Source organism: Streptomyces avicenniae (assembly GCF_000719135.1).
Classification (GTDB): Bacteria; Actinomycetota; Actinomycetes; order Streptomycetales; family Streptomycetaceae; genus Streptomyces; species Streptomyces avicenniae.
In genome coordinates, this window is sequence record NZ_JOEK01000005.1 from 246,541 (window position 1) to 272,354 (window position 25,814).

The following is a 25,814-nucleotide window of genomic DNA, read 5'->3' on the forward strand; positions in this document are numbered from 1 at the left end:
CCGCGGGTGGCCGCGATCAAGCTCACACGCGCACACCGCATACTCGTCGGCATCGTCATGGCCGGCGCCGTCGTCATCGCGGCGATCGGCTTCGCGGGGTCGTACGCCTCGGTGCGTGACCTCGCCGAACGCAAGGGCTTCGGCGCCTTCTCGCCCTTCTTCCCGATCGGCGTGGACGCGGGGATCGTCGTCCTGCTGGCGCTCGACCTGCTGCTGACGTGGCTGCGCATCCCGTTCCCGATGCTGCGGCAGTCGGCGTGGCTGCTGACGGCGGCGACGATCGCGTTCAACGGCGCCGCGGCCTGGGGCGACCCGCTCGCGGTCGGGATGCACGCGATCATCCCGCTGCTGTTCGTCATCACCGTGGAGGCCGCGCGGCACGCCATCGGGCGCATCGCGGACATCACGGCGGACAAGCACATGGAAGGCGTCCGCGTCTGGCGCTGGTTCCTCTCGCCGCTGCCGACGTTCCGCCTGTGGCGGCGCATGAAGCTGTGGGAGCTGCGCAGCTACGAGGAGGTCATCGGGATGGAGCGCGACCGTCTCGTGTACCAGGCGCGGCTGCGGGCCGACTACGGGCGGGGCTGGCGGCGGCGGGCACCCGTCGAGGCCAGGATGCCGCTGAAGCTGGCGCGGTACGGCGTGCCGCTGCACGAGACGGCGCCGGTGGGCCTCGCGGCGGCCGGGCTGCCCCCGGCGGCTGCGGTGGAGCGCGAGGCGCTGCCCGCGGGCGGCGCGGGCGTACCGCAGCAGCGGACGTACGGGCCGCCCGTGCCGCACGCGCAGGCGGCCCCGGCCGAGCCCGCGCCGACGCCCGCCGACGCCCCCGCCCCGGCGCCCGCGCCCGTGGAGGAGGGCGGTCCCGGCGAGCCGTGGTGGGTGGACAACCAGCCGCCGGTGGCGGTGCCGGTGGGCTCGGGCGGCCGGACGCGCCCGCTGGGCAGCGTGCCGGTCAACGGCCGCGCGCAGTACTACCGTCCGGCGGCAGGTCCCGAGGCCGAGCCCGTGGAGCGGCGGCCGGAGCACGTCGTGGCGCAGGAGCGGTTCGAGCAGCCCGCGCCGCCGCCCGTCGCGCAGCCGGAGGCCCAGGAACCGGCCACCGAGCCCGCGCCCGCGACCACGGCCGACGTCGAGCTGTACTACACGGCCTACCGCCAGTACGCGCTGGAGAACGGCGAGTTCCCGAACGCGCGGCTCCTCTCCCGCTTCCTGAACGAACGTTTCAGCGTCACGGACGAGCGGGGCGCGCTGCTGAGCGAGCAGTACCTGCGCGAGTTCACCCGCGGTTTCAAGGAGCGCTACAGCGGCGAGATGGGCACCGGCGTCTGACGTACGCCGCGCCGGCGCCCACCCCCGGCGGCCGGTCAGCCGCCGAGCAGCCTCCTGACCCGGTCGGCGCCGACGGCGAGCAGCAGCGTCGGCAGCCGGGGCCCCGTCTCGCCGCCGACCAGCAGCCGGTACAGCAGGGCGAAGAACGCCCGCTGGGCCGCCTTGAGTTCGGGCGTCGGCCTGGCGTCGGGCGTGAGCCCGGCCAGCACCTTCGGCACGCCGTAGACGAGCGACGTGAGCCCGTCGAGCGACCAGTGGCTCCCCAGCCCGGCGAGCAGCAGCCCCAGGGACTCGCGCTCCCGGTGGTCGAGCGACGCGAGCAGGGTCTCGTCCGGCTCGGTCCGCACGCGGGTGCGTGCCTCGGGCGGCATCTGCGTCGCGACCCAGCGCGCCGCCCGGTCGAGCCGCGGCCTGACCTCGGCGAGCGCGCGGACGGGGTGCTCCGGGTCGAGGTCGGCGAGGATGCGGAGCGTCTGCTCCTCGTCCCCCGTGGTGATGTCGAGGACGGACGTGAGCGTGCGGTACGGCAACCGCCGCGGCGTCGCGGGCAGTTCACCGGCCGCCGTGCCGACGGCGCGGACCCAGGAGGCGAGGTCGCCGGGCTGCGCCGTGCCGTCCGTGACCTTGCGGTCCAGCGCGTCCCACTCGTCGTAGGTGCGCTGGATCTCGCCGTCGAAGGCGATCTTGAACGACTGGTTGGGCCGCCGTCGCGCGTACAGCCAGCGCAGCAGCGGCGCCTCGATGATCTCCAGGGCGTCGGCCGCCGTCGGCACGCCGCCGCGCGAGCTGGACATCTTCGCCATGCCGGTGATGCCGACGAAGGCGTACATCGGGCCGAGGGGCCGCTCGCCGCCGAAGATCTCCTTGACGAGCTGCCCGCCGACGACCCAGGACGAGCCGGGCGAGTGGTGATCGACGCCCGCGGGCTCGAAGATCACGCCCTCGTACGTCCAGCGCATGGGCCAATCGACCTTCCACACGAGCTTGCCGCGCGTGTGCTCGGCGAGCTTCACGGTCTCGTGGTGGCCGCAGGCGCAGTCGTAGGACAGCTCGGTGGTCGCGTCGTCGTAGGCGGTGACGGTGGTCGTGTCGCGCCCGCAGACGGAGCAGTACGGCTTGTACGGGTAGTAGTCGCCGCTGCCGCCGCTGCCGTCGTCCTCGACGGCGGCGCCCGAGCCCTCGACCGCCGCCTGTTCGGCCGCGTCGCCTGACGCCTCGGGGCCTTCCTTGGCCTGCTTGGTGCGGTAGCGGCCCAGGACGGCGTCGATCCGGCGCCGCTCGCGCATGGCGAAGAGGATCTGCTCCTGGTAGGCGCCCGAGGTGTACTGCTCGGTCTGGCTGATCGCGCGGACGTCGATGCCCAGTTCGTCCAGCGCGGCGACCAGCGGCGCCTTGAAGTGCTCGGCCCAGCTCGCGTACGGGCTGCCGGGCGGCGGCGGGACGGCGGTCAGCGGCTTGCCGATGTGCTCGCTCCAGGACGCGTCCACGCCGACCCCGGCAGGGACCTTCCGGAAGCGGTCGTAGTCGTCCCAGGAGAGCAGGTGGTCGCAGGGGATGCCGCGGCGCCTGATCTCGTCGGCGACGAGGTGCGGGACCATGACCTCGCGCAGGTTGCCGAGGTGGATGGGGCCCGAGGGGCTCAGCCCGGAGGCGCAGACGACGGGTTTGCCGGGGGCACGTCGCTCCGCCTCGGCGATGACCTCGTCCGCGAGTCGGGAGACCCAGTCTGCGGTCTCCGGGGTGGTCTGGGCCACGGTGGGAACACTTCCTCGGTTGGGATGAGCGGTGGGGTCGGCGGACAGGCTCGGGACCTGGGGTGCCCGGCGCGCGCCGACGGCCCCCATTCTTCCACCCGTGGAGCCCGGGACGCCCATGGGATACTGGCGCCCATGACCGCGGTCCCCTCCCTCAGCGCCTCAGTCCACCGGCTCCTGTCCGCCGCCATCGACGCCGCCCTGCCCGACGCGGCCGGCGCCGATCCGCTGCTGCGACCGAGCGACCGAGCGGACTTCCAGGCGAACGGCCTGCTGGCCCTCGCCAAGCGGCTGAAGGGCAACCCGCGCGAGCTGGCCGCCACGGTCGCCGCCGGGGTGGGGCGTGACGGGATCATCGGCGGCATCGAGGTGTCGGGGCCCGGCTTCCTGAACGTCACGGTGACCGACGAGGCCCTGATCTCGACGCTCGCCGCGCGCGCCGCCGACGAACGGCTCGGCGTCCCGCTGGCCGCCGCGCCCGGCACGATGATCGTCGAGTACTCCCAGCCGAACGTCGCCAAGGAGATGCACGTCGGCCACCTGCGCTCCACCGTCATCGGGGACGCGCTCGTGCGGATCATGGAGTTCCGCGGCGAGAAGGTGATCCGGCGCAACCACATCGGCGACTGGGGCACGCAGTTCGGCATGCTCATCCAGTACCTGATCGAGCACCCGGGCGAGTTGGACCACGCGGGCGACGAGGACGCGGGCGGCGCCGCGATGTCCCGGCTGAACCGGCTCTACCGCGCCTCGCGCGCGATCTTCGACGGCGACCCGGAGTTCAAGGAGCGGGCGCGGCGCCGCGTCGTGGACCTCCAGGCGGGCGAGCCGGAGACGCTGGCGCTGTGGCGGCGGATCGTGGAGGAGTCCACGGTCTACTTCAACGCGGTCTACCGGCGGCTCGACGTCCTGCTGACCGATGACGACATCGTCGGCGAGTCGGCGTACAACAGCGACCTGGCCGCGCTGTCCGACGAGTTGGAGCGCTCCGGGGTCGCCGTGCGCTCCGAGGGCGCGCTGTGCGTGTTCTTCGAGGACGTGCGCGGCCAGGACGGCGAGCCCGTGCCGCTGATCGTGCGCAAGGCGGACGGCGGCTTCGGGTACGCGGCCACCGACCTGGCGGCGATCCGCAACCGGGTCGGCGTGCTCGGCGCGGACACCATGCTCTACATCGTGGACGCCCGGCAGGCGCTGCACTTCAAGATGGTCTTCGAGACGGCGCGGCGCGCGGGCTGGCTGCCGGAGGGCGTCGCGCACCACCTGCCGTTCGGCACGGTGCTCGGCAAGGACGGCAAGCCGTTCAAGACGCGCTCGGGCGAGGTCGTGCGGCTGATGGACCTGCTGGACGAGGCGGTCGAGCGGGCTACCGAGGTCGTGCGGTCCAAGGCGCGTGACCTGCCGGACGAGGAGGTCGCCGAGCGGGCGCGCGAGGTCGGGATCGGCGCGGTCAAGTACGCGGACCTGTCCACGTCCCGCGCGCGTGACTACGTCTTCGACCTCGACCGGATGGTGTCGCTGAACGGCGACACGAGCGTCTACCTCCAGTACGCGTACGCCCGTATCCAGTCGATCCTGCGCCGCGCGGCGGAGGCGTCGGCCGGTCCCGCGGTCGCGCACCGGGAGCTGCCGCTCGCCCCGGCGGAGCGGGCGCTCGGGCTGCACCTCGACGGCTTCGGCGAGACGGTGGAGTCGGCGGCGACGAGCTACGAGCCGCACAAGCTGGCGGGCTACCTGTACGCGCTGGCCTCGCACTTCACGACGTTCTACGACCAGTGCCCCGTGCTGCGCGCGGAGGACGCGGCGACGGTGGCGAACCGGCTGTTCCTGTGCGGGCTGACGGCGCGGACGCTGGCGCAGGGCATGGCGCTGCTGGGGATCGAGACGCCCGAGCGGCTGTAACGGCCGTGTTGCTCAGCGTCAGATCCGCATGAACTTCCCATGACCGGCCGGGAGGCCCCCTTGCAGGGGACCTGTCGGCCGGTCAATCCTTCCGACAGGCGAACGAACGGCGAACAGGCGTACAGGACCCCGGGAACGGCCTCCGGAATGTCATGCCCATGCCATGCAGCCGTGCGGTACCCGCCCGCACGTCCCCCCGCAACGCACCACCTATGAGGAGGAGACCCCTCGAATGGCAGTGATGCGTACCACCCTCCGCACCACCGCACTGGCCGCCGCCGCCCTCGCGCTCGGCGCCGCGTTCACCCTCCCCGCCGAGGCGGGCGTCCAGCAGGACACCACCGCGACCGGCGCCCGCGCCCTGATCGCCAACGCGGGCGCGCCCGGCACCGTGGACGACAGCTACATCGTCCTGCTCAAGAAGACGGCCCTGCTCGCCGACTCGCCCCGCGCCGAGCGGCTGGCCGACTCCTACTCCACGGAGATCACCAGCACGTTCGACACGGTGCTCAACGGCTTCGCCGTCGAGGCCACCGAGGCGGAGGCCCTGGCCCTCGCCGCCGACCCCGCCGTCGCCGAGGTCGTGCAGAACCAGGTCCACCGCGTCGCCGCCGTCCAGCCCAACCCGCCGTCCTGGGGCCTGGACCGCATCGACCAGCCCGACCTGCCGCTCAACCAGTCCTACAGCTACCCGGACAACGGCGGCGCCGGGGTGACGATCTACGTCGTGGACACCGGCATCCGCTACTCGCACAGCGACTTCGGCGGCCAGGCCAGCTTCGGCTACGACGCCTTCGGCGGCAACGGCAGCGACGGCTACGGCCACGGCACGCACGTCGCGGGCACCGCGGCCGGCACCCGCTACGGCGTCGCGAAGAACGCGGACCTCGTCTCGGTCCGCGTCCTCGACAACTCGGGCTACGGCACCACCGAGACCGTCGCGAACGGCGTCGAGTGGATCACCGAGAACGCCGACGGTCCCTCGGTCGCCAACCTGAGCCTGGGCGGCGGCCCCGACCCGGTCATCGACCGGGCCGTCCGCGCCTCCATAGCCTCCGGCGTCGTCTACGCGGTCGCCGCGGGCAACAGCTACGGCGCCAACGCGGCGAACTACTCCCCCGCCCGCGTCACCGAGGCCATCACCGTGGCCTCCAGCGCGAGCAACGACGCCCGCTCCTCGTTCAGCAACATCGGCGCGGTCGTGGACATCTACGCCCCCGGCACCGGCATCACCTCGGCGTGGAACAACTCCGACACCGCCACGAGCACCATCTCCGGCACCTCCATGGCCACGCCGCACGTCGCGGGCGTCGCCGCCATCTACCTCGCGTCCAACCCGAACGCCACCCCGGCGGCCGTGCGCAACGCGATCGTCGCCCAGTCCGAGCCCAACACCGTCACGAACCCGGGGGCGAGCACCACGGCCACGCTCCTCCAGGTGAGCTGACGCCCGACCGCCCCGCAGGGGCCGCCCGCCCCCGCGCGTCAGAGCTGCACGGCACGTGCCAGCTCGCGCGCGGGGGCGCGGCGGTACGCGTGCCCGGCGCCCTGCTCACGCGTCGGGTGCACGCGGTTGGTCAGCAGCACGAGGAGCACGCCGGTCGCCGGGTCGGCCACGACGCTCGTCCCGGTGAACCCCGAGTGGCCGAACGCGGTGGGCGACGCCAACTCCCCCATCCAGTTCGGCTGGTCGAGCTGCCAGCCCAGGCCGCGCGACGCCTCGGGGCCGAGACCGGCGTTCTGCTGCCGCAGCATCTCCCGTACGGACGCGGGCGCCAGGACGCGCCGCCCGCCGTACCCGCCCCCGTTCAGGACCGCCTGCGCCAGGACCGCGACGTCCCAGGCCGTCGAGAAGAGCCCGGCGTGCCCGGCGACCCCGCCGAGGTGGTACGCGTTCTCGTCGTGCACCGTGCCCCGCACCAGGCCCCTGCCGGTCCACGGCTGCACCTCGGTCGCGGCGACGCGCGGCAGCAGCCCCGCAGACGGCCGGTAGCCCGTGTCTCTCAACTCCAGCGGCCCGGTGACCAGTTCGGCCACCAACGCGTCGAGCCCCCGCCCCGTGACCGTCTCGCAGACGGCGCCGAGCGCGATCAGCCCGAGGTCGGAGTACGCGTACCCGGGCCGCAGCGGCTGCGCGGCGATCGCGCCCAGCCACCCGGCGCGGCCGGGGAACGGCGCCAGGTCGATCACCGGCGGCAGCCCGCTCGTGTGCGTCAGCAGCCCGCGCGCGGTCATCCCCGGCGCGTCCGGGAAGCCCGGCAGGACGCGGGCCACCGGCGCGTCCAGGTCCAGCGCGCCGCGCTCCGCGAGCGCGACCGCCACCACCGCCGTGAACAGCTTGGAGACGGACGCCAGGTCGAAGACGGTGCCGCGCCGCGCCGGGACGTCCTCGCCGCCGTACCGCACGGCCGATCCGCCCGCCTCGTGCGCGACGACCACGCCGTGCCGCGCGGCCAGGACGACGAAGCCGGGGTACGCGCCCCCGCGCTCGCCGCCGCCCTCCCCCTCGCCGCCGCCCGTCAGGAACGACCGCGCCGCCGGGACGATCCGCGCCACCCCCGCCGCGTCGAGCCCCGCCTCGTCCGGCGTCCCGTACCGCAGCTCCGTCATGCCTCCCGGTGCACCTTCGTGTTGGACGCCTGCGCGCGCGGGCGCAGCACCAGCAGATCGACGTTCACGTGCGGCGGCCTCGTCACGGCCCACGCGATCGTGTCCGCGACGTCGTCCGCCGTCAGCGGCTCCGCGACGCCCTGGTACACCTTCGCGGCCTTCTCCGCGTCGCCCCCGAACCGCACCAGCGAGAACTCCTCGGTGCGCACCATCCCCGGCGCGATCTCGATCACCCGCACCGGCCGGTCCACGATCTCCAGGCGCAGCGTCTCCGCGAGGACGTGCGCCCCGTGCTTGGCCGCCACGTACCCCGCGCCGCCCTCGTACGTGCCGTGCCCGGCGGTCGAGGAGACCACCAGGACCGTCCCGGCGCCCGAGGCGGTCAGCGCGGGCAGCAGCGCCTGCGTCACGTTCAGGACGCCGAGGACGTTGACCTCGTACATCGTGCGCCAGTCGCCCGGGTCGGCGTCCGCGACGCGGTCCATGCCGAGGGCGCCGCCCGCGTTGTTCACGAGCACGTCGCAGCGCCCCAGCGCGGCGGCGAACGCGTCCACCGCCGCCCGGTCCGTGACGTCCAGCGCGTGCGCGCGCGCCGCGCGGCCCGCGTCCGTCAGCTCGGCGGCCAGCGCCTCGATCCGCTCGGCACGCCGGGCGGTGAGCACCACCTCGTACCCCTCGGCGGCGAGCCGCCGCGCCGTGGCGGCGCCGATGCCGCTGCTCGCTCCCGTGACGACGGCGATGGGTGTGTCGGTCACCTGTGTGCCTCCCGTACCTCAGTGCTCCCGTGGCACATACATGATGACGGCGACACCTATCAGGCAGATGAACGCCCCGACCACGTCCCACCGGTCGGGCCTGAACCCGTCGGCCACCATCCCCCAGGCGAGCGACCCGGCGACGAACACCCCGCCGTACGCGGCGAGGATGCGGCCGAACTCGGCGTCCGGCTGGAGCGTCGCCACGAAGCCGTACACCCCGAGCGCGACCAGCCCGCCGCCGATCCACAGCCAGCCCCGGTGCTCCCGCACGCCCTGCCACACCAGCCACGCCCCGCCGATCTCGCACAGCGCGGCCAGCACGAACAGCGCGACCGACCGCGCGACGTTCACCCGGCGGCCCGCAGCCGCTGCGCGAACTCCGTGGCCCAGTAGGTGAGGACCATCCCGGCCCCTGCCCGGCGGAACGCCGTCAGCGTCTCCTCGATCGCCCGCTCCCGGTCCAGCCAGCCGCGCTCCGCCGCCGCCTCGACCATCGCGTACTCCCCGGAGATCTGGTACACCGCCACGGGCACGGGCGAGACGTCCGCGATCCGCCGCAGCACGTCGAGGTAGGGCAGGCCGGGCTTCACCATCACCATGTCGGCGCCCTCGGCGAGATCGAGATCCAGCTCCCGCAGGGCCTCCCGCGCGTTCGGCGGGTCCTGCTGGTACGTCCTGCGGTCGCCCTTGAGCGACGAGTTGACGGCCTCGCGGAACGGCCCGTAGAACGCCGACGCGTACTTCGCCGTGTACGCCAGCACCGCCGCGTCCTGGTGCCCGGCCGCGTCCAGCGCCCGCCGGATCACGCCGACCTGGCCGTCCATCATGCCGCTGGGGCCCAGCACGTGCGCGCCCGCCTCGGCCTGCACGACGGCCATCTCCGCGTACCGCAGCAGCGTCGCGTCGTTGTCCACCCGGCCCCGCGCGTCCAGCACACCGCAGTGCCCGTGGTCGGTCACCTCGTCCAGGCACACGTCGGACATGACGACCAGGTCGTCCCCGACCTCCTCGCGCACGGCCCGCAGGGCCCGCTGGAGGATGCCGTCCGGATCGGTGCCCGGCGTGCCGACCGCGTCCTTCTTCGCCTCCTCCGGCACCCCGAAGAGCATGATCCCGCCGACCCCGGCCGCAACCGCCTCGGCCGCCGCCTTCCGCAGCGAGTCCAGGGTGTGCTGGCGCACCCCCGGCATCGTGGAGATGGCGACCGGCTCGGCGATCCCCTCCCGCACGAACGCGGGCAGGATCAGATCAGCCGCGTCCGGCCGGTGCTCGGCCACCATCCGCCGCATCGCGGGGGTGGTCCGCAGCCGCCGTGGCCGCGCCTGGGGGTAGTTCATGACGTCCTCTCACGCGCCCGCGCGGCGCGCCCGCACCCCGTGTCACGGGGTACGGGTACGCCTGCGCTGCGGGCGCTTCTCGCTCGGCCGCTTCAGCGCCTCACCGGCCTCAAGGGCCGCGAGCCGCCGGTCCGCACCGTACTGTGCCAGGGCCTCGGTCAGCTTGTGCACCGAGGGCTCGGGCGCCATCACATCGACGCGCAGGCCGTGTTCCTCCGCGGTCCGCGCGGTCGCCGGGCCGATGCAGGCGATCACCGTCACGTTGTGCGGCTTGCCCGCGATGCCGACGAGGTTGCGCACCGTGCTCGACGACGTGAACAGCACCGCGTCGAAGCCGCCGCCCTTGATGGCCTCCCGCGTCTCGGCGGGCGGCGGCGAGGCGCGCACCGTCCGGTAGGCGGTCACGTCGTCCACCTCCCAGCCCAGCTCGACCAGGCCCGCCACCAGCGTCTCGGTGGCGATGTCGGCGCGCGGCAGGAACACACGGTCGATGGGGTCGAAGACCGGGTCGTAGGGCGGCCAGTCCTCCAGCAGCCCGGCGGCCGACTGCTCGCCGCTCGGCACCAGGTCGGGCCGTACGCCGAACGTCCGCAGCGCCCGCGCCGTCTGCTCGCCGACGGCCGCCACCTTGATCCCGGCGAACGCCCGCGCGTCGAGCCCGTACTCCTCGAACTTCTCGCGGATGGCCCGCACCGCGTTGACCGAGGTGAAGGCGATCCACTCGTAGCGGCCGGTGACCAGGCCCTTGACCGCACGGTCCATCTGCTGCGGCGTGCGCGGCGGCTCCACGGCGATCGTCGGCACCTCGCTCGGCACCGCGCCGTAGGAGCGCAGCTGCTCGGAGAGCGACGCGGCCTGCTCCTTGGTGCGCGGCACGAGGACCTGCCAGCCGAAGAGCGGCTTGGACTCGAACCACGACAGCCGCTCACGGCGGTCGGCCGCGCCCCCGGCGCCCACGACCGCTATCACCGGCCGGTCGCCCTCGGGCGAGGGCAGCACCTTGGCGGACTTCAGCGTCCGCTCGACCGTGCCGAGCGTCGCCGACCAGGTGCGCTGCCGTGTGGTGGTGCCCGCGACGGTGACGGACAGCGGGGTGTCGGGCTTGCGTCCGGCCGCGATCAGCCGCGCCGCCGTGACGCCGACCGCCTCCAGCGAGGTGCTGACGACGACGGTCGCGTCGGAGGCGCCGACCTCGTTCCAGCAGCGGTCGTCCGCCGTGGGGCCGTCCACGAAGCGCACGTCGCCGCCCTCGGGGTGCCGCAGCGGCACCCCCGCGTAGGCGGCCACGCCCACCGCGTGGGAGATCCCGGGGACGACCTCGAAGACGATGCCCTCGGCGGCGAGCGCCAGCATGTCGGCGGCCGTGTCCGTGTCGAGGCCGGGGTCACCGGCGACCGCACGGACGACCCGGCTGCCGGAGCGCGCGGCCCGCATGACAAGATCGGCGACATCACCGGCGACGGCCGCCGCGGCCTGCAACGGCGTGGCCGTCTCCGGCCGTACGTGCTCGCGGACGACCTCGAACGCCTCGGGGTCCGCGATCAGCACGTCGGCCTGCCGCAGCGCGTCAACGGCGCGCAACGTCAGCAGACCCGGGTCACCGGGTCCCGCTCCGAGGAAGGTGACGTGCCCGAGGGCCGTGTGGACTTCGCCTGCCGGCTTCGCGGTGACGTGCGGCTGGGCGCGTGTGGTGCGTGCGGCGGTGGGGCTCAATGTTCTCGCTCCCCCATCAGACCGGCCGCGCCCTTCGCGAGCATCTCCTCGGCGAGCGCGCGGCCGACGGCCGCCGCCTCCCCGGGGGACGCCGGCAGGGGACCGGTGGTGGACAGCTGGACCAGCGTCGTGCCGTCGGTGGTGCCGACGGCGCCGCGCAGGCGCAGTTCGGTGACGTATCGCCCGCCGTCCCCCGGGAGCACGTCCGCGTACGCGCCCACGGGCGCGCTGCAGCCGGCTTCGAGGGTGGCGAGCACGGTGCGCTCGGCCGTCACGGCGATCCGGGTGTGCGGGTCGTCGAGAGCGGCGAGACGTGTGACGAGGTCCGCGTCGGACGCGGCGCACTCGACGGCCAGTGCCCCCTGGCCGGGGGCGGGCAGCATGATGTCGGGGGAGAGCGCCTCGCTGATCTCCCCCGCGCGTCCGAGGCGGTGCAGCCCCGCGGCGGCGAGCACGACGGCGTCGAGTTCGCCGGAGCGTACGTACCCGATCCGCGTATCGACGTTCCCGCGGATCGGGACCGTCTCCACGGCCCTGCCGAGGGAGCGCGCCCAGGCGGCCAGCTGCGCCGCGCGGCGCGGCGAGCCGGTGCCTATGCGTACGGGGCCTTCCGCGGTGAGCCGCTCGAACGTCAGGCCGTCGCGGGCGACGAGGACGTCGCGCGGGTCGGCGCGCGTCGGCAGCGCGGCGAGCGTCAGGCCCTCGGGCTCGGCGGTGGGCAGGTCCTTCAGGGAGTGCACCGCGAGGTCGATCTCACCGGCGAGCAGCGCGTCGCGCAGCGCCGAGACGAAGACGCCGGTGCCGCCGATGCTGGCGAGCGCCTCGCGGGAGACGTCGCCGTAGGTGGTGATCTCGACCAGGTCCACGGGGCGGCCGGTGAGCCGGGAGACCTGTTCGGCGACGCCCCCCGACTGTGCCATGGCGAGCTGGGAGCGCCGCGTGCCGAGCCGCAGGGGCCGGTGCGTCGCGTTCATGACCGCTCCTGTTCCGGGTGAGCGTGGTGGGCGAACGGGACGTGTCCCGCGAGGATGTCGGCGCCGAGGGTGTCCGCGCCGAAGGGGTCGGCCGTGACGCTGTCCGCGCCCGACAGGTCGAACAGCTGCCGCAGGGCCGCCGCATAGTAGGCGCCGCCCGGCTCGCCCGCCAGTTCCTTGACGCGCACGGTCGGCGAGTGCAGGAGTTTGTCCACGACGCGGCGGACGGTCCTGGTGATCTCGGCCCGCTCCTTGTCGTCGAGCCCCGGCAGCCTGCCGTGCAGCCTGGTCAGCTCGGCGGCGACGACGTCGGCGGCCATGGCGCGCAGGGCGACGACGGTGGGCGTGATGTGCGCGGCGTGCCGGGCGGCGCGGAAGGCGGCGACCTCCTCGGCGACGATCTGCCGCACGGCGTCCACGTCGGCGGCCATCGGCGCGTCGGCAGAGGCGGCGGCGAGCGACTCGATGTCCACGAGCCGGACGCCGGTGAGGCCGTGCACGTCGGCGTCCACGTCGCGGGGCATCGCGAGGTCGAGGACGGCCAGTTCCGGCGCCGGGTCGGCGTGCCCCTCGACGGCGGGGCAGGGCCGGGCGGCGGCGCGGCGGGCGCGTTCGCGCAGGGCTCCGGCGACGGCGTCGGCGGTCAGCACGAGGCCGGTGGCGCCCGTACAGGACACGACGATGTCGGCCAGGGCCAGTTCGGCGGCCACGGAGATCGCGTTGATGGGGACGGCGCGGGCGCGGGTGGCGTCCTCGCCCGCGCTCAGGGCGGTGGCGAGGCGGTCGGCGCGCTCCAGGGTCCTGTTGGCGATCACCAGTTCGGACACACCGGCGCGGGCCAGGGTCGTCGCGGCCAGGGAGGACATGGAACCGGCGCCGATCACCAGGGCGCGGCGCCCACGCGGCCAGTCGCCGCCGCCGCGCGGCGCGAGCTGGTCGAGGCCGACGGTGACGAGCGACTGCCCGGCGCGGTCGATGGCGGTCTCGCTGTGGGCCCGCTTGCCGACGCGCAGCGCCTGCTGGAAGAGGTCGTTGAGGAGACGGCCCGCCGAGTGCTCGTCCTGCGCGAGGGCGAGGGCCGCCTTGATCTGGCCGAGGATCTGCCCCTCGCCGATGACCATCGAGTCGAGCCCGCAGGCGACGTCGAACAGGTGCTGGACGGCGTCGTCCTCGTGGTGCCGGTAGAGGTAGGGCGCCAGGTCCTCCGCGGGGACGCCGCTGTGCCGCGCCAGGAGCGCGAGGAGGCCGTCGGCGCCGTGGTGGAACCGCTCCACCACCGCGTACAGCTCGATGCGGTTGCAGGTGGACAGGACCGCGGCCTCGACGGCGGGCGGCGTGTCCGTCCCCGCGCCCAGCGCGGCGTGCAGCAGCGCGGGCCGCTCCCCCGGCGCGAGCGCGGCGCGCTCCAGCAGGCTGACGGGCGCGCTGCGGTGACTGATGCCGATGACCAGCAGCGTCATGCGGGCATCACCGCCTGCTCGCCGTCCCCGGGCTCGCGGCCGACCTGCCCGCCCATCTCCTCGGCGGCCTTGCGCTGCTCGTGGAAGGCGAGGATCTGGAGCTCGATGGAGAGGTCCACCTTCCGCACGTCCACGCCCTCGGGCACGGTCAGCACGGTCGGGGCGAAGTTGAGGATCGACGTCACCCCGGCCGCGACGAGCCGTTCGCACACCTGCTGGGCGGCGCCGCCCGGTGTGGTGATGACGCCGATGGAGACGCCGCCCGTGTGGATGATCGTCTCCAGGTCGTCCACGTGCTGCACGGCGATGCCCGCGACCTGCTTGCCGGTCATCGCGGGGTCGGCGTCGATCAGCGCGGCGACCCGGAAGCCGCGGGAGGCGAAGCCGCCGTAGTTGGCTAGGGCGGCGCCCAGGTTGCCGATGCCGACGATGACGACAGGCCAGTCCTGGGTGAGCCCGAGTTCGCGGGAGATCTGGTAGACGAGATACTCGACGTCGTAGCCGACGCCCCGGGTGCCGTAGCTGCCGAGGTAGGAGAAGTCCTTGCGGAGCTTGGCCGAGTTGACGCCCGCGGCGCTCGCCAGTTCCTCCGAGGACACCGTGGGGACCGAACGCTCCGAGAGCGCGGTCAGTGCCCGCAGGTACAGCGGGAGCCGGGCGACGGTAGCCTCGGGGATTCCCCGGCTACGGGTCGCCGGTCGGTGTTGTCGGCCAGTTGCCACGGTGCTCCTGCCGGTCGGGCCAAGCGGAGGGCGGGCGCCCCTGGCGCGCGAGCGTGCACCGGGGCCGTTCCGTCGTGACCAGGCTATGTCTTTGTGAACGCGTGCACAAAGATGGTGTCCATTTTGTCCGCCCAAAGTGACCGGTGCCACACGGATCAACGGGGACACCGGGCCACTCTCCTCACGATTGCCTCACGGGCGGATAAAACGACGTCGTAGCGTAATCCAAACCGGGTCAAGCCGCCAAAGCGCGCCGCAACCGCCCCGCGTCCACCCGCCAGAAGTCGTGCTGCTCGCCGTCCACGAGGACCACGGGGATCTGCTCCTGGTAGAGCCGGTGCAGCTCCGCGTCGGCCGTGATGTCCTTCTCCTCCCAGGCCGCGCCCGTCTCGGCGCACACCGCCGCGACCACGGCGCGGGCGTCGTCGCACAGGTGGCAGCCGGGGCGGCCGATCAGGGTGACGAGCCGGTCTGCGGGCGCCACGGCGGGACGCGTGGCGCCGGTGGAACGGTCGCGGCGCGGGCGGAGCAAGGGAGTCATGGGGCCCATTGTGCCGCGCGGGAGCCCCGTATGGTCATGCCCACGCAACCAGGACTTCCCGGGGCGGTGGCTATGCTCGACGCATGGCCAGGCCACGCCCCATCGAGCCGCGCACCTCCCGGTCCGCCGCCCGGAGCGGCTGGTTCACCCTCCGCAGGCGCGCGGACACGGACGGCACACCGGCCCACGACGCCGCGCGGCCCCACTCCGCGCCGCCCGCCCCCCGCAGGGCCAGGCAGGAGCTCGCGGGCGAGGCGTCCGCCGAGGCGGCGCGTGAACAACTCGCGACGCAGGACGCCGAGGTCGCCGAGAACGCGGCGTCCGCCTTCCCCGACCCCGGGGACACCAGGGGCGCCGCCTTCTTCGACCTCGACAACACGGTCATGCAGGGCGCGGCGATCTTCCATCTCGGCCGCGGCCTGTACAAGCGGAAGTTCTTCCAGAAGCGCGAGCTGGTGAAGTTCGCCTGGCAGCAGGCGTACTTCCGCCTCGCGGGCGCCGAGCACGCGGGCCACATGCAGGACGCGCGGGACAGCGCCCTGTCCATCGTGCGCGGCCACAGCGTCGAGGAACTGACCGCCATCGCCGAGGACATCTACGACGAGTACATGGCCGCCCGCATCTGGCCCGGCACCCGTGCCCTCGCCCAGGCGCACCTCGACGCGGGGCAGCGCGTCTGGCTCGTGACCGCCGCGCCGGTCGAGACGGCCCGCATCGTCGCCCGCCGCCTCGGCCTGACCGGCGCGCTCGGCACGGTCGCGGAGTCCGTGGACGGCGTCTACACCGGCCGCCTCGTCGGCGAACCGCTGCACGGCCCGGCCAAGGCGATCGCCGTGCGGTCGCTGGCCGAGACCGAGGACCTGGACCTGTCGCGCTGCGCCGCGTACAGCGACTCGGCGAACGACATCCCGCTGCTGTCGCTTGTCGGTTATCCCTACGCGATCAATCCTGACAGCAAGTTGCGCGCGCACGCCCGCGAAATGGGCTGGCGCCTGCGCGACTACCGCACGGGCCGCAAGGCCGTCCGTGTCGGGGTTCCGGCGGCGGCGGGAGCGGGTGCCGTGGCCGGTGGGGCGATGGCGGCGCTCGCCCTGCAACGGCGCCGCCGGTAGCGGCTGTCCGCCGCCCGCCCGGGGGCCGCGCGCACCGCGCTTCCCCGCATTCCGAGTGCCTTACCCCACGGCGGCGCCCGGCAGACCTCCCCACCGCCATTGATCAATCTCGGTCATCCGATCACGCCTGCGATCACTGAATGATCAGGTATGGCATGGCGAATGCGTGGCGATGTGAACACAACGTGTCACAGTTCAAAGCTATTCGGCGATTTTCGCAACTACGCGTAGCACCGTCAGCACGAAGCGTTATTCTCCTCAGACGCAATCCGGTCCCCAGCCGTTCCCCTCCAGGAGACGGGTGACGGACCCGCCACTGCACGTGTTGGAAGCTTAAGCCTCTGGGAGTCCCGTGTACCCACACGTCGGGGTTGACGCCTCGGGCCTGGCTGCGCCGCGCTCAACGGTCCTCGACCGATTGCGCGCCCTCGTCCCCACCGCGTATGCCGTCCCCCCCCTCGCCGCCACACCCATCGCCGCAATCCCAGCCGTACCCGCAGTACCCGCCGCACCCCCCGCACCCGTCGTCCCCGCCTACGCGCTCGCCGACCAGGCGGCGGACACCGGCACCCCGGCCCCCGCCCCGGCGGACACCGCAGCCACCGGCACCGCGGGCAGACGTGCCCGCGCCGGAGCCGCCGGCACCTCCACCGCGCGCAGGCCGGCGGCCGACAGCGACAGCCGCCGCATGATGGACCTGGTCGAACGCGCCCAGGGCGGCGAGGCGGAGGCGTTCGGCTGCCTCTACGACCACTACGCCGACACCGTCTACCGGTACATCTACTACCGCGTCGGCGGCCGGGCCACGGCCGAGGACCTCACCAGTGAGACCTTCCTGCGCGCGCTGCGCCGCATCGGCACGTTCACCTGGCAGGGCCGCGACTTCGGCGCCTGGCTGGTCACCATCGCCCGCAACCTGGTCGCCGACCACTTCAAGTCGAGCCGCTTCCGGCTCGAAGTGACCACCGGCGAGATGCTCGACGCGAACGAGGTCGAGCGCAGCCCCGAGGAGTCCGTCCTCGAATCCCTCGCCAACTCCGCCCTCCTCGACGCGGTCCGCAAGCTCAACCCACAGCAGCAGGAGTGCGTCACCCTCCGCTTCCTCCAGGGGCTCTCGGTCGCCGAGACGGCCCGGGTCATGGGGAAGAACGAGGGCGCCATCAAGACGCTCCAGTACCGCGCCGTCCGCACCCTCGCCCGCCTGCTGCCCGACGACGCCCGCTGAGCGACGTTTCCGCCACACCTTCCCACGCTTGGTGAGCAAGCTCTACCAATCAGTCACATAATCTGCCAGCCGTAACCCGAGTGCCTGTCCGCTCGTTGTCGGGTTCGTGGGCTTCCTACAGCCGGGTCCTGGCCATGGCTTTCACCCGTCCGGGTGGACATGGCCAGGACCCGAAACCTCTGTCCTGTGTAGGGAGTCGTTCTTGTGATGAGAAGCCTGTGACGAGAGGAGGTGCCGCCCGTGATCGGTTCCGTGTCGGCGAACCGCCGGGCCAACGCCTTCGCCCATCTCCTCGACGAACCGCGGCTCGCCGAGCCGCGGTCAGGGGATCCGGCGACGGCGGCGGACATCCCGGCGGACGCCCGCGACCAGACCGCGCTGCTGGCGGTCGCGGACCGGCTGGCGGCCCTGCCACGGCCGGAGCTGGCCCCCGAGACCAAGGTGGCCCAGCGCGCCGGACTGCTCGCCGCGATGCAGGAGGCGTTCGCCGATGGGACGGCGGCCGAGAGCCCGCCGCGCGCCGAGCAGGTCCCCGCCCAGCGGCGCCCGCGGGGCGGCCGAGGACTCCACCGCGCCGTCCAGGGCGGCGCGCTGGCCAGACTGCGGCCGAGATCCCGCCTGACGAAGGGGCTCGCGGCCGGTGGGCTCACCATGGGGGTCGCGGCCGGTGCCTTCGGCGGTGTCGCCGCCGCCAGCACCGACGCGCTCCCCGGTGACACGCTCTACGGCCTCAAGCGCGGGATGGAGGACCTCCGGCTCGACTTCGCCGACGGCGACACCGACCGGGGCCGCGTCCATCTCGACCTCGCCTCCACCCGGATGAGCGAGGCCCGCCGCCTCCTGGAGCGCGGACGGTCCGGCCCGCTGGACCTCGACGACCTCGCCGAGATCCGCCGTGCCCTGTCCAGCATGTGCGACGACGTGGCCGCGGGCCACCGGCTGCTCTCCCAGGCGTACGCGGCGGACGGCTCGCTCGGGCCGATCCAGTCGCTGTCCGCCTTCTCGGAAGGCCACCGGAACACCTGGACCCTGATCCGCCGCCAGCTCCCGCCAGAACTGCGGGACGTCGGCACCGAGGTCAGCCACGTCTTCGACCGCATGGACGACGACATCGCACCGCTCCAGTCCCTGCTGCCCGCCGAGCCACGGCGCGCGGCAGCCGCCGACGCGGGCACCGGCCCGCCCGCCGGTACCGACGCCGACGCCTCCGCGTCCACCACCCCGTCGTCACCCACCCCCCCGAGCGGTGACGACAGCCCGGCGGCCGGCCCGGACGAACGGCGCACCCCGGCGGAACGGGACGGGCTCCTCGGCGGAGTCGATCTCCTCGACCCGGAGCCCGGCACACCGGGCGAATCCACCGAGGAGGCACCGAGCAGCCGTCCCACGACACCCCGCGCCCAACTCCCGCAGCCGGACATCACCATCCCCCCACTGGTGGACGACCTGCTGCCCGGCCTCGGCCTGGACGTCGGGGAGCGCGACCAGGACTGAAGCGTGTTGCAGTACTGGCCCGCGCGGCGCGCCCTCCCCGGGCCTTCCCCCGGGGAGGGCGTCCGCACGCCCGCGTCCCTGACCCCTTGAGCCGACGCCGCCTCGCCGTCGAGACTCGTAGGACCGGCTTCGCGAAGGAGTTGTCCCGTGGGTGGGGAATCACTGTTCTACCGACCGAGGAACTCGCTGGCGACCACCATCCGCGCCTACCTGGGCGGGCCGACACCGAGCCGCGGCGACGACCCCGCCGTGTGCTTCTCCCCCGAAGGGGTCGAACACCACGAGTCGTACGGACGCGGCCCGACCACCCGCCTGAGCTGGAACGACGTCCGGGCGGTCGCCGTCCTGCCAGGACCGGTCGAGGGCCGTTCCGCCCTGTGCGTGTACCCGCTCCACGAATTACCCGGGCCCGCCATCGCGCCAGGAGAGCTGTGGACCGGCGTCGGGCCAGGTCTCGCGGTGCACCTGACAGCCCTGTTCGGCACGCCGCTCGCGGTGCACCTCCACCATGTGAGGGGCCCGTCGCTGCGGAAGCTCGCCGCGCGCCTGCCGACCTGGACGGACGGCAGGACGGCCCTCACCGCGGCACGTCCGGCCTGACGCCGCTCAGGCGAGCCGTTCCGCGGCGGCCGGGGTCCGTACGGTCAACGCCCCGAGCCGTTCCGCCGTGCCCGTGCCCGGCTCGGGCGTGTAGACGACGAGGAGTTGGTCCTCGTCCGCGGGCGCGCGCAGCGTCTCGTAGGCGAACGTCAGGTCGCCCGCCGTCGCATGCCGCAGCCGCTTCACGCCGAACGTCTTCTCCGTCACGCCCTGGTCGGCCCACAGCCGTCTGAAGTCCTCGCTCAGCACGGCCAGTTCATCGACCAGCGCGGCGAGTCGCCCGTCCTGCGGATGCCGCCCCGCCGCCAGCCGCAGGAACGCCACGCACTCCGCCGCCACCAGCGGCCACTCCGGGTAGAGGACGCGGGACGCGGGATCGAGGAAGCAGTGCCGGGGGATGTCGGGCGTGCCGGGGCCCATCCCCGAGAAGCCCATCACGGCGTCCCCCGCCGCGTTCCACGCGAGCACGTCCATCCGGCGCCCCAGGACGAACGCGGGCGTCCCCGCCATCCCGTCGAGCAGCAGCCGCAGCCCCGGCCGCACCTCCTCGGCGCCCGGCGGCACGCCACCGCGCCGCGCGGGACGGGCCAGCGCGTACAGGTACTCACGCTCCGCGCCGTCCAGCCGCAGCACCCGCGCGATCGCGTCGAGCACCGCGTCCGAGACGCTGGGCCCGCGCCCCTGTTCGAGGCGCACGTAGTAGTCCACGCTCACCCCGGCCAGTTGCGCCACCTCCTCGCGGCGCAGGCCGGGCACCCGCCGCCTGCCGTGCTCCGGCAGCCCCACGTCCCCGGGCAGCAGGCGCGCGCGGCGTGAGCGCAGGAAGTCCCCGATGTGTGCGTCCGTAGGCATACGCCCGAGCGTAGACGGGCCAGGGTGGTTCCGGCAGACCCAGGAAAACCGTCCCCCTGCCTCGGCCGGGCGCGGCGTACGAGGGTGGTCCACGCCGGGCGGAACACCCCCGGCGCACCCACCGCACACGGAGCACGCCATGTCCTACGCAGACCTCGCAGGCCGCACCGCCCTCGTCACCGGAGCCGCCAGCGGCATGGGCGCCGCCACCGCGCGCGCCCTGGCGGCCCACGGCGTCCGCGTCGTCCTCACCGCCCGCCGCGCCGAGCGGCTGACCGCCCTGGCCGCCGAGCTGGAGGCGGCGGGCGGCAGGGCCCTGGCCGTCGCCGCCGACGTCACGGACGCGGACGCCGTACGGGCCGCCGCCGACCGGGCGCACGACGCGTTCGGCCGCGTCGATCTGGTCGTCGCCGCCGCCGGTGTCATGCTGCCCAACCCCATCGCCGCCGGACGGGCCGACGAGTGGCGGCGCATGATCGACACCAACCTCACCGGCGCGCTCAACGTCATCGGCGCCCTCACCCCCGACCTCGTCGCCGCCGCGGCCGACGGCGCGCCCGCCGACGTCGTGACCGTCTCCTCGATCGGCGCGCACATCCCCTTCGCCGACTACGCCGTCTACGGCGCCACCAAGGCCGCCCTCACCTACCTCGCGCAGTCGCTGCGCACCGAGTTCGGCCCGCGCGACGTGCGCGTCACCAACATCGAGCCGGGCCTGACCGACTCCGAGCTCGCCGGGCACGTGGACAACGCCGCCCTGGCCGGGCAACTGGACGGCATGGCCGACGCGTTCGGCACCCTGGCGGCCGACGACATCGCGGACCTCGTCACCTACACGGTCAGCCGGCCCCGGCACGTCAACCTGCGGCAGATCGTCGCCCTGCCCACCCGCCAGGCGTGACCCGTCAGAAGAAGACGGAACGCCGCCCGACCAGCAGCTTGTACAGCGTGTGCTGGATCGTCTCGCGCACCTGGTCGGTCAGTTGGAACATCAGCATCGGGTCCTCGGCCGCCTCCGCGGGCCGGTCCCTGGTCTCGACCGGCTCGCCGAACTGGATCGTCCACTTCGTCGGCAGCGGCACCGCGCCCAGCGGCCCGAGCCACGGGAACGTCGGCGTCACCGGGAAGTACGGCAGGCCCAACAGCCGTGCGAGCACCCGCGAGTTGCCCAGCATGGGGTAGATCTCCTCGGCGCCGACGATCGCGCACGGCACGATCGGGACGCCCGCGCGCAGCGCCGTCGCGACGAAGCCGCCGCGCCCGAAGCGCTGCAACTTGTAGCGCTCGGCGTAGGGCTTCCCCAGCCCCTTGAAGCCCTCGGGCATGACGCCGACCAGCTCGCCCCTGTCGAGGAGTTCCCTGGCGTCCTCGGCGCAGGCCAGCGTGTGCCCGGCCTTGCGCGCCAACCCGTTGACGACGGGCAGTTGGAGGACGAGGTCGGCGGCCAGCAGCCGCAGGTGCCGCTGCGCCGGGTGCGTGTCGCGGACGGCGACCTGGAGCATCAGCCCGTCCCAGGGCAGCGTGCCCGAGTGGTTCGCGACGATCAGGGCGCCGCCGTCCGCCGGGATGTTCTCGATGCCGCGCACCTCGACGCGGAAGTACTTCTCGAACAGGGGCCGCAGCAGCGTCATCAGGACCTCGTCGGTGAGGTCCTGGTCGAAGCCGAAGTCGTCCACCTCGTAGTCGCCGGTGACGCGGCGGCGCAGGAACGCGAGACCGCGCGCCACCGCCCGGTCGAGCCCGCCCGCCTCCGCGGGGGCCGCGGCGCCCCCGGCGCCCTCGCCGTCCGCCTGCCGGGGCACGGCCCCGCCCGCGGCGCGCTCCCGCGTCCTGCGGGCGCCCTCCTCGAAGGGGATGACCTTCGCGTCAGCCACGGCGCAGCGCCTCCTCGGCACGTTCGACGGCCCGTCCCAGCAGGGCGGGCGGCAGGAGCCCGGGGCCGTGGACCGCCGCGAAGTCGGCGAACGCCTCGGCGGTGGTGTATTCGAGCGGACCGCCGGTCGCGGCCCGCAGCGCGTCGGTCCTGACGACGCGGCCGTGCGTCAGCGTCCTGAACAGCTCGCCGGACAGGCCGTGCACGCCCAGCGCGCGCAGTCCCGGCCCCAGCCAGGGCGTCAGGGGCCGCGCCACCGGGACGGTCGGCCGTCCGAGACGGCGGGCGGCCTGGGAGAGCAACAGCACGCCGTCCCCGGCCACGTTGTACGTGCCGGGGGCCAACGCGCCGCGGCCCTGGCCCCGTACGGCCCGGCACAGGACGTCCACCGCGTCCTGTTCGTGCACGAACTGGAGGCGCGGGTCGAAGCCGAACACGGTCGGCAGCACGGGGAGCCTGAAGTACGCGGCGAGCGGTCCTTCGGCGCCAGGCCCGAGGACGTGCGCGAGTCGCAGGACGGTCACCGCCACGTCGGGGCAGCGGCGCGCGAAGCCGCGCAGGTACCCCTCGATCTCGACGACGTCCTGTGCGAAGCCGCCACCGGCGGGGGCCGCGAGGCGGCTGGTCTCGTCCGCCACGGCCGGGTCGCGCGGGGAGTTCCCGTAGACCAGGGTGCTGGACGCGACGACGACGCGGCGCAGGGTGGGGATCTTCTGGCAGGCGCCGAGCAGTTGGAGCGTCCCGAGGACGTTGATCTCCTTGACGGCCGCCCGGCCGCCGCCGTGCGGCCCGGCCGTGGCGTGCACGTCGAGGTGCACGACGGTGTCCACCGCGTGCTGGGCGAGGACGGCGACGATCGACGGCTGCCGGAGGTCGGCCCGGACGAAGCGGAACGATTCCGCTCGCCCGGGAAGCCGATCCGGCGGCACGGCGTCCACGCCGATGACCCGTTCCACGTCCGGCTCTTTCACGAGCCGCCGCAGGAACCGGCCGGCGAGCTGCCGGGCGGCGCCCGTCACGAGCACGGTTCTGCCCATGAAACCCCCCTGCCCCAGGCTTCCGGGCACCAAGCCTACGGCCCTCCCGTCGCCGTTCGGACGGGAGGGCCGGTCAGCGGCGCTCGCTCACTTCTTGTTGCGGCGCTGGACGCGCGTGCGCTTCAGAAGCTTGCGGTGCTTCTTCTTCGCCATTCGCTTGCGCCGCTTTTTGATAACAGAGCCCACGACTACCCTCGCTCACTTCGCTTTCCCGGTGCGGGGCGTCGGAGCCCACACGACCTACATGCGCCCAGCCTACCGGTCACCGAGTGATACGGGTTAATCGAGGGGTCGAGGAGAGCTCCGGCCGCGGCGCCGCGTCACGCCGCGCGCGGGGTTTCCACGGTCACCGCGGGCCGGAGGTATTCCGTGTTCAGGCGCTTTCGACGCCCACGAAGGACTCCCGGAGGTACTCGTGGACGGCCTGCTCGGGTACCCGGAAGGACCTTCCCACCCGGATCGCGGGCAGATGACCGGCGTGCACCAGACGGTACACAGTCATCTTGGAGACTCGCATCACCGCGGCGACCTCCGCCACGGTCAGGAACTTGGCCTCGCTCAGAAGCCTTTCAGCAGCCATGCCACACCTGACCTTCCGCACATGTCGGACACCGGCTTCCCCTCCGGTGACTCCCTCTCGCATGTGCGCTCCTCCCCAGATTAGGGGCGGGTGATGCGAGTGGGGAAGAGGTGCCGCAACCACCCTTTTACTGCGAGGGGGTTCTTACCGTGACAGAGAAGCCTGATTGAGCACATAGCGCGTGGGGGCTCGCGAAGAACCGCCGTGCGCCGTCCATACCATTCACACAACGGCGACAACTCGGCTGCACCGGAGATCGCCTGACGAGGCGACACCTGCCGACACCCGCGTGCACGAGCCCCGCCGACGCCGCTGACCTGCGCATCCACCGCGCCGCTCGGCCGCGCCCCACGTCCGGCCCACCCGCCCCTCCCGCTCGGGCCGACGGCCGCATTCCCCGGAAAGGCCGACCGGCGCACCGGCGCACGGGCAACCGATGGCATATGCCTTCCGCATAACCCGCACTTCACAGAACCGGGCGGACAACTCCCCGCTGCGTAGGCCGAATAGGGTCGCTATGTCGATAGAAAACCCGTGCATCGGGGGGATGCTGTCTGCGCATTCCCGCCGGTCCTGCCGGGCGGGCGAGCGTGGGCCGTCCGGACGCGTCAGGGCAGGAGCCCATGTGCGGGGTAGACGGCGGCCCGTGTGGCCAGGATCGCCTGATCGACGACGCTGGCGGGATCGTAGCCCGCCGCCCAGGGACGTGGCGCGGGGCTGCGCCCGTCGGTCATGCGCCGGGGGCCCTGCTGGCGGGTCAGCGCGTAGACGGTCCGCAGCCACTCCTCGGGGACGAGGGTCTCCGGCGGGATCGGCGCATGCGCGGCGATGGCGACGAGATGGGTCCAGCTGCGCGGCACGACGTCCACCACGGCGTACCCGCCGCCGCCCAGGGCCAGCCACCGGCCGTCGGCGTGGGTGTGGGCCCAGGAGTGGCAGGCGTCGGCGGCGGCGCGCTGGGCGTCGAGGCTGAGGGTGAGGTTGCTCTGCCAGTCCTCGAAGTGGGTGTCGGCGCCGTGCTGGCTGACGAGGACCTGCGGACGGAACGCCGCGAGCAGCTCGGGGACGGTCGCGTGGAGAGCGCGGAGCCACTCCCCGTCGGACGTTCCGGCGGGCAGGGCGACGTTGACGGCCGTGCCGTCCGCGTCGCCGCCGCCGGTCTCGGAGGGCAGCCCGGTGCCCGGGAAGAGGGTGCGCGGATGTTCGTGGACGGAGATCGTGAGGACGCGCGGGTCGTCCCAGAACGCGGCCTGGACGCCGTCGCCGTGGTGCGCGTCGGTGTCCACGTACGCGACCCGTTCGACGCCCAGCTCCAGGAGGCGGGCGATGCCGAGGGCGGCGTCGTTGTACACGCAGAAGCCGGACGCGGCGCCCGGCATCGCGTGGTGGAGGCCGCCGGCGAAGTTCACGGCGTGCGTGGCCTCGCCGCGCCAGACGGCCTCGGCGGCGGCCACGGTCTGTCCCGCGATGAGCGCGGACGCCTCGTGCATGCGGGGAAAGGCGGGGGTGTCCTCGGTGCCGAGGCCGAACGTCTCGTCGGCGGCGCGGGGTTCGGCTCCGGCGCGCTTCACGGCGGCGACGTAGTCGGCCTCGTGGACCAGGCCGAGCGTGAACTCGCCGGCCCTGGGGGCGGCGGCCACCTCGACCTTGCCGTCGAGCCCGAACGCCTCGACCAACCGCATGGTCAGCGCCAGCCGGACCGGGTTCATGGGGTGGTTCGGACCGAAGTCGTACCCCGTCACCGCGGGATGCCACATCAGTCGCGTTCTGCCGCTCATGACGACACATTATCGTCCGACGGCTCCCGCAAAAACGGCGGCACACATACGAGTAGGGCCCGTTGATGTTCAACGGGCCCTACTCTTTCAATAATTGTCCGGCGGTGTCCTACTCTCCCACACGGTCCCCCATGCAGTACCATCGGCGCTGGAGAGCTTAGCTTCC

24 protein-coding genes and 1 rRNA gene are annotated in these 25,814 nt (G+C 73.6%); 8 read left to right on the plus strand and 17 right to left on the minus strand.

Features of this window, described 5'->3' with window-relative positions; translation table 11 throughout:
- The first annotated feature begins 6 nt into the window (after positions 1 to 6).
- Positions 7 to 1,329 (plus strand): DUF2637 domain-containing protein, encoded by a 1,323-nt coding sequence (locus IF27_RS11260; RefSeq protein WP_223291007.1) that lies wholly within the window; start codon positions 7 to 9, stop codon positions 1,327 to 1,329.
- Positions 1,330 to 1,364: 35 nt separating this feature from the next.
- Here IF27_RS11260 and lysS read toward each other — a convergent pair whose 3' ends face one another.
- Entirely contained in the window at positions 1,365 to 3,083 is a 1,719-nt protein-coding gene (lysS, locus tag IF27_RS11265) for a lysine--tRNA ligase (protein ID WP_052849313.1), read from the minus strand.
- Positions 3,084 to 3,218: 135 nt separating this feature from the next.
- Between lysS and argS the strand changes: the two genes are divergently transcribed.
- Both argS and IF27_RS11275 read left to right on the plus strand, forming a co-directional pair.
- Complete coding sequence (gene argS, locus IF27_RS11270; RefSeq protein WP_052849315.1) at positions 3,219 to 4,982, plus strand: arginine--tRNA ligase; 1,764 nt, start codon at positions 3,219 to 3,221, stop codon at positions 4,980 to 4,982.
- A 241-nt stretch (positions 4,983 to 5,223) separates the two neighbouring features.
- Positions 5,224 to 6,429, plus strand: coding sequence for a S8 family peptidase (locus IF27_RS11275; RefSeq protein WP_052849318.1), 1,206 nt, complete (start codon positions 5,224 to 5,226; stop codon positions 6,427 to 6,429).
- Positions 6,430 to 6,467: 38 nt separating this feature from the next.
- Here IF27_RS11275 and IF27_RS11280 read toward each other — a convergent pair whose 3' ends face one another.
- The 9 genes from IF27_RS11280 to IF27_RS11320 form a co-directional block, all read right to left on the minus strand.
- Positions 6,468 to 7,592, minus strand: a complete 1,125-nt coding sequence (locus tag IF27_RS11280) for a serine hydrolase domain-containing protein (RefSeq protein ID WP_052849321.1) — start codon at positions 7,590 to 7,592, stop codon at positions 6,468 to 6,470.
- On the minus strand, positions 7,589 to 8,347 hold the full coding sequence (locus IF27_RS11285) for an SDR family NAD(P)-dependent oxidoreductase (protein ID WP_052849324.1): 759 nt from the start codon (positions 8,345 to 8,347) through the stop codon (positions 7,589 to 7,591). Before IF27_RS11285 ends, IF27_RS11280 begins: the two co-directional genes overlap by 4 nt.
- A gap of 18 nt (positions 8,348 to 8,365) precedes the next feature.
- A complete protein-coding gene (locus IF27_RS11290) occupies positions 8,366 to 8,701 on the minus strand; it encodes a YnfA family protein (protein ID WP_052849325.1) in 336 nt (111 codons plus the stop codon).
- A complete protein-coding gene (hemB, locus tag IF27_RS11295; protein WP_052849326.1) occupies positions 8,698 to 9,687 on the minus strand; it encodes a porphobilinogen synthase in 990 nt (329 codons plus the stop codon). Before hemB ends, IF27_RS11290 begins: the two co-directional genes overlap by 4 nt.
- A 42-nt stretch (positions 9,688 to 9,729) precedes the next feature.
- Positions 9,730 to 11,400, minus strand: a complete 1,671-nt coding sequence (locus IF27_RS11300; RefSeq protein WP_052849327.1) for a bifunctional uroporphyrinogen-III C-methyltransferase/uroporphyrinogen-III synthase — start codon at positions 11,398 to 11,400, stop codon at positions 9,730 to 9,732.
- Positions 11,397 to 12,374: a hydroxymethylbilane synthase gene (gene hemC / locus IF27_RS11305; RefSeq protein WP_052849328.1), complete on the minus strand. Its 978-nt coding sequence runs from the start codon at positions 12,372 to 12,374 to the stop codon at positions 11,397 to 11,399. Before hemC ends, IF27_RS11300 begins: the two co-directional genes overlap by 4 nt.
- On the minus strand, positions 12,371 to 13,834 hold the full coding sequence (locus tag IF27_RS11310; RefSeq protein WP_110945756.1) for a glutamyl-tRNA reductase: 1,464 nt from the start codon (positions 13,832 to 13,834) through the stop codon (positions 12,371 to 12,373). Before IF27_RS11310 ends, hemC begins: the two co-directional genes overlap by 4 nt.
- On the minus strand, positions 13,831 to 14,556 hold the full coding sequence (locus tag IF27_RS11315; RefSeq protein WP_052849329.1) for a redox-sensing transcriptional repressor Rex: 726 nt from the start codon (positions 14,554 to 14,556) through the stop codon (positions 13,831 to 13,833). The genes IF27_RS11310 and IF27_RS11315 overlap by 4 nt, the downstream gene beginning before the upstream one ends.
- Before the next feature lie 235 nt (positions 14,557 to 14,791).
- A complete protein-coding gene (locus IF27_RS11320) occupies positions 14,792 to 15,106 on the minus strand; it encodes a glutaredoxin family protein (RefSeq protein WP_110945757.1) in 315 nt (104 codons plus the stop codon).
- A 74-nt stretch (positions 15,107 to 15,180) separates the two neighbouring features.
- On the opposite strand from IF27_RS11320, the gene IF27_RS11325 reads away from it, so the two are divergent.
- From IF27_RS11325 to IF27_RS11340, 4 genes are all read left to right on the plus strand, one after another.
- Complete coding sequence (locus IF27_RS11325) at positions 15,181 to 16,209, plus strand: HAD family hydrolase (RefSeq protein WP_110945758.1); 1,029 nt, start codon at positions 15,181 to 15,183, stop codon at positions 16,207 to 16,209.
- Positions 16,210 to 16,561: 352 nt separating this feature from the next.
- A complete protein-coding gene (locus IF27_RS11330; RefSeq protein ID WP_052849330.1) occupies positions 16,562 to 17,434 on the plus strand; it encodes an ECF subfamily RNA polymerase sigma factor, BldN family in 873 nt (290 codons plus the stop codon).
- A 240-nt stretch (positions 17,435 to 17,674) separates the two neighbouring features.
- Positions 17,675 to 18,928 (plus strand): DUF5667 domain-containing protein, encoded by a 1,254-nt coding sequence (locus tag IF27_RS11335; RefSeq protein ID WP_052849331.1) that lies wholly within the window; start codon positions 17,675 to 17,677, stop codon positions 18,926 to 18,928.
- A 147-nt stretch (positions 18,929 to 19,075) separates the two neighbouring features.
- Positions 19,076 to 19,528 (plus strand): hypothetical protein, encoded by a 453-nt coding sequence (locus IF27_RS11340; RefSeq protein WP_052849332.1) that lies wholly within the window; start codon positions 19,076 to 19,078, stop codon positions 19,526 to 19,528.
- A gap of 6 nt (positions 19,529 to 19,534) precedes the next feature.
- Here the strand turns inward: IF27_RS11340 and IF27_RS11345 are convergent, their stop codons facing one another.
- Positions 19,535 to 20,380 carry a helix-turn-helix transcriptional regulator gene (locus tag IF27_RS11345; protein ID WP_052849333.1) on the minus strand — a complete coding sequence of 282 codons (846 nt, stop codon included), beginning with the start codon at positions 20,378 to 20,380 and terminating at the stop codon, positions 19,535 to 19,537.
- 139 nt (positions 20,381 to 20,519) lie between these two features.
- Here IF27_RS11345 and IF27_RS11350 point away from each other — a divergent pair, with 139 nt between their 5' ends.
- Complete coding sequence (locus tag IF27_RS11350; RefSeq protein ID WP_052849334.1) at positions 20,520 to 21,281, plus strand: SDR family oxidoreductase; 762 nt, start codon at positions 20,520 to 20,522, stop codon at positions 21,279 to 21,281.
- Between the two features lie 4 nt (positions 21,282 to 21,285).
- Here IF27_RS11350 and IF27_RS11355 read toward each other — a convergent pair whose 3' ends face one another.
- The 6 genes from IF27_RS11355 to rrf all read right to left on the minus strand — a co-directional run.
- Positions 21,286 to 22,254: a lysophospholipid acyltransferase family protein gene (locus IF27_RS11355; protein ID WP_052849335.1), complete on the minus strand. Its 969-nt coding sequence runs from the start codon at positions 22,252 to 22,254 to the stop codon at positions 21,286 to 21,288.
- On the minus strand, positions 22,247 to 23,290 hold the full coding sequence (locus tag IF27_RS11360; RefSeq protein ID WP_052849336.1) for an NAD-dependent epimerase/dehydratase family protein: 1,044 nt from the start codon (positions 23,288 to 23,290) through the stop codon (positions 22,247 to 22,249). The genes IF27_RS11355 and IF27_RS11360 overlap by 8 nt, the downstream gene beginning before the upstream one ends.
- Before the next feature lie 87 nt (positions 23,291 to 23,377).
- A complete protein-coding gene (locus IF27_RS30140) occupies positions 23,378 to 23,476 on the minus strand; it encodes a 30S ribosomal protein bS22 (protein ID WP_003948845.1) in 99 nt (32 codons plus the stop codon).
- A gap of 187 nt (positions 23,477 to 23,663) precedes the next feature.
- Complete coding sequence (locus IF27_RS11365) at positions 23,664 to 23,870, minus strand: helix-turn-helix domain-containing protein (protein WP_052849337.1); 207 nt, start codon at positions 23,868 to 23,870, stop codon at positions 23,664 to 23,666.
- A 608-nt stretch (positions 23,871 to 24,478) separates the two neighbouring features.
- Positions 24,479 to 25,648, minus strand: a complete 1,170-nt coding sequence (locus tag IF27_RS11370) for an acetoin utilization protein AcuC (protein ID WP_052849338.1) — start codon at positions 25,646 to 25,648, stop codon at positions 24,479 to 24,481.
- A gap of 96 nt (positions 25,649 to 25,744) precedes the next feature.
- A 5S ribosomal RNA gene (gene rrf, locus IF27_RS32135) occupies positions 25,745 to 25,814 on the minus strand; the annotation flags it as partial.

Excerpts from the sequence above, each read along its gene's own strand:
- argS (WP_052849315.1), top strand. The coding sequence starts at position 3,219 with ATGACCGCGGTCCCCTCCCTCAGCGCCTCAGTCCACCGGCTCCTGTCC.
- IF27_RS11275 (WP_052849318.1), top strand. The coding sequence starts at position 5,224 with ATGCGTACCACCCTCCGCACCACCGCACTGGCCGCCGCCGCCCTCGCG.
- IF27_RS11280 (WP_052849321.1), bottom strand. The coding sequence starts at position 7,592 with ATGACGGAGCTGCGGTACGGGACGCCGGACGAGGCGGGGCTCGACGCG.
- hemB (WP_052849326.1), bottom strand. The coding sequence starts at position 9,687 with ATGAACTACCCCCAGGCGCGGCCACGGCGGCTGCGGACCACCCCCGCG.
- hemC (WP_052849328.1), bottom strand. The coding sequence starts at position 12,374 with ATGAACGCGACGCACCGGCCCCTGCGGCTCGGCACGCGGCGCTCCCAG.
- IF27_RS11310 (WP_110945756.1), bottom strand. The coding sequence starts at position 13,834 with ATGACGCTGCTGGTCATCGGCATCAGTCACCGCAGCGCGCCCGTCAGC.
- IF27_RS11320 (WP_110945757.1), bottom strand. The coding sequence starts at position 15,106 with ATGGGCCCCATGACTCCCTTGCTCCGCCCGCGCCGCGACCGTTCCACC.
- IF27_RS11325 (WP_110945758.1), top strand. The coding sequence starts at position 15,181 with ATGGCCAGGCCACGCCCCATCGAGCCGCGCACCTCCCGGTCCGCCGCC.
- IF27_RS11345 (WP_052849333.1), bottom strand. The coding sequence starts at position 20,380 with ATGCCTACGGACGCACACATCGGGGACTTCCTGCGCTCACGCCGCGCG.
- IF27_RS11350 (WP_052849334.1), top strand. The coding sequence starts at position 20,520 with ATGTCCTACGCAGACCTCGCAGGCCGCACCGCCCTCGTCACCGGAGCC.
- IF27_RS11360 (WP_052849336.1), bottom strand. The coding sequence starts at position 23,290 with ATGGGCAGAACCGTGCTCGTGACGGGCGCCGCCCGGCAGCTCGCCGGC.
- IF27_RS11365 (WP_052849337.1), bottom strand. The coding sequence starts at position 23,870 with ATGGCTGCTGAAAGGCTTCTGAGCGAGGCCAAGTTCCTGACCGTGGCG.
- IF27_RS11370 (WP_052849338.1), bottom strand. The coding sequence starts at position 25,648 with ATGAGCGGCAGAACGCGACTGATGTGGCATCCCGCGGTGACGGGGTAC.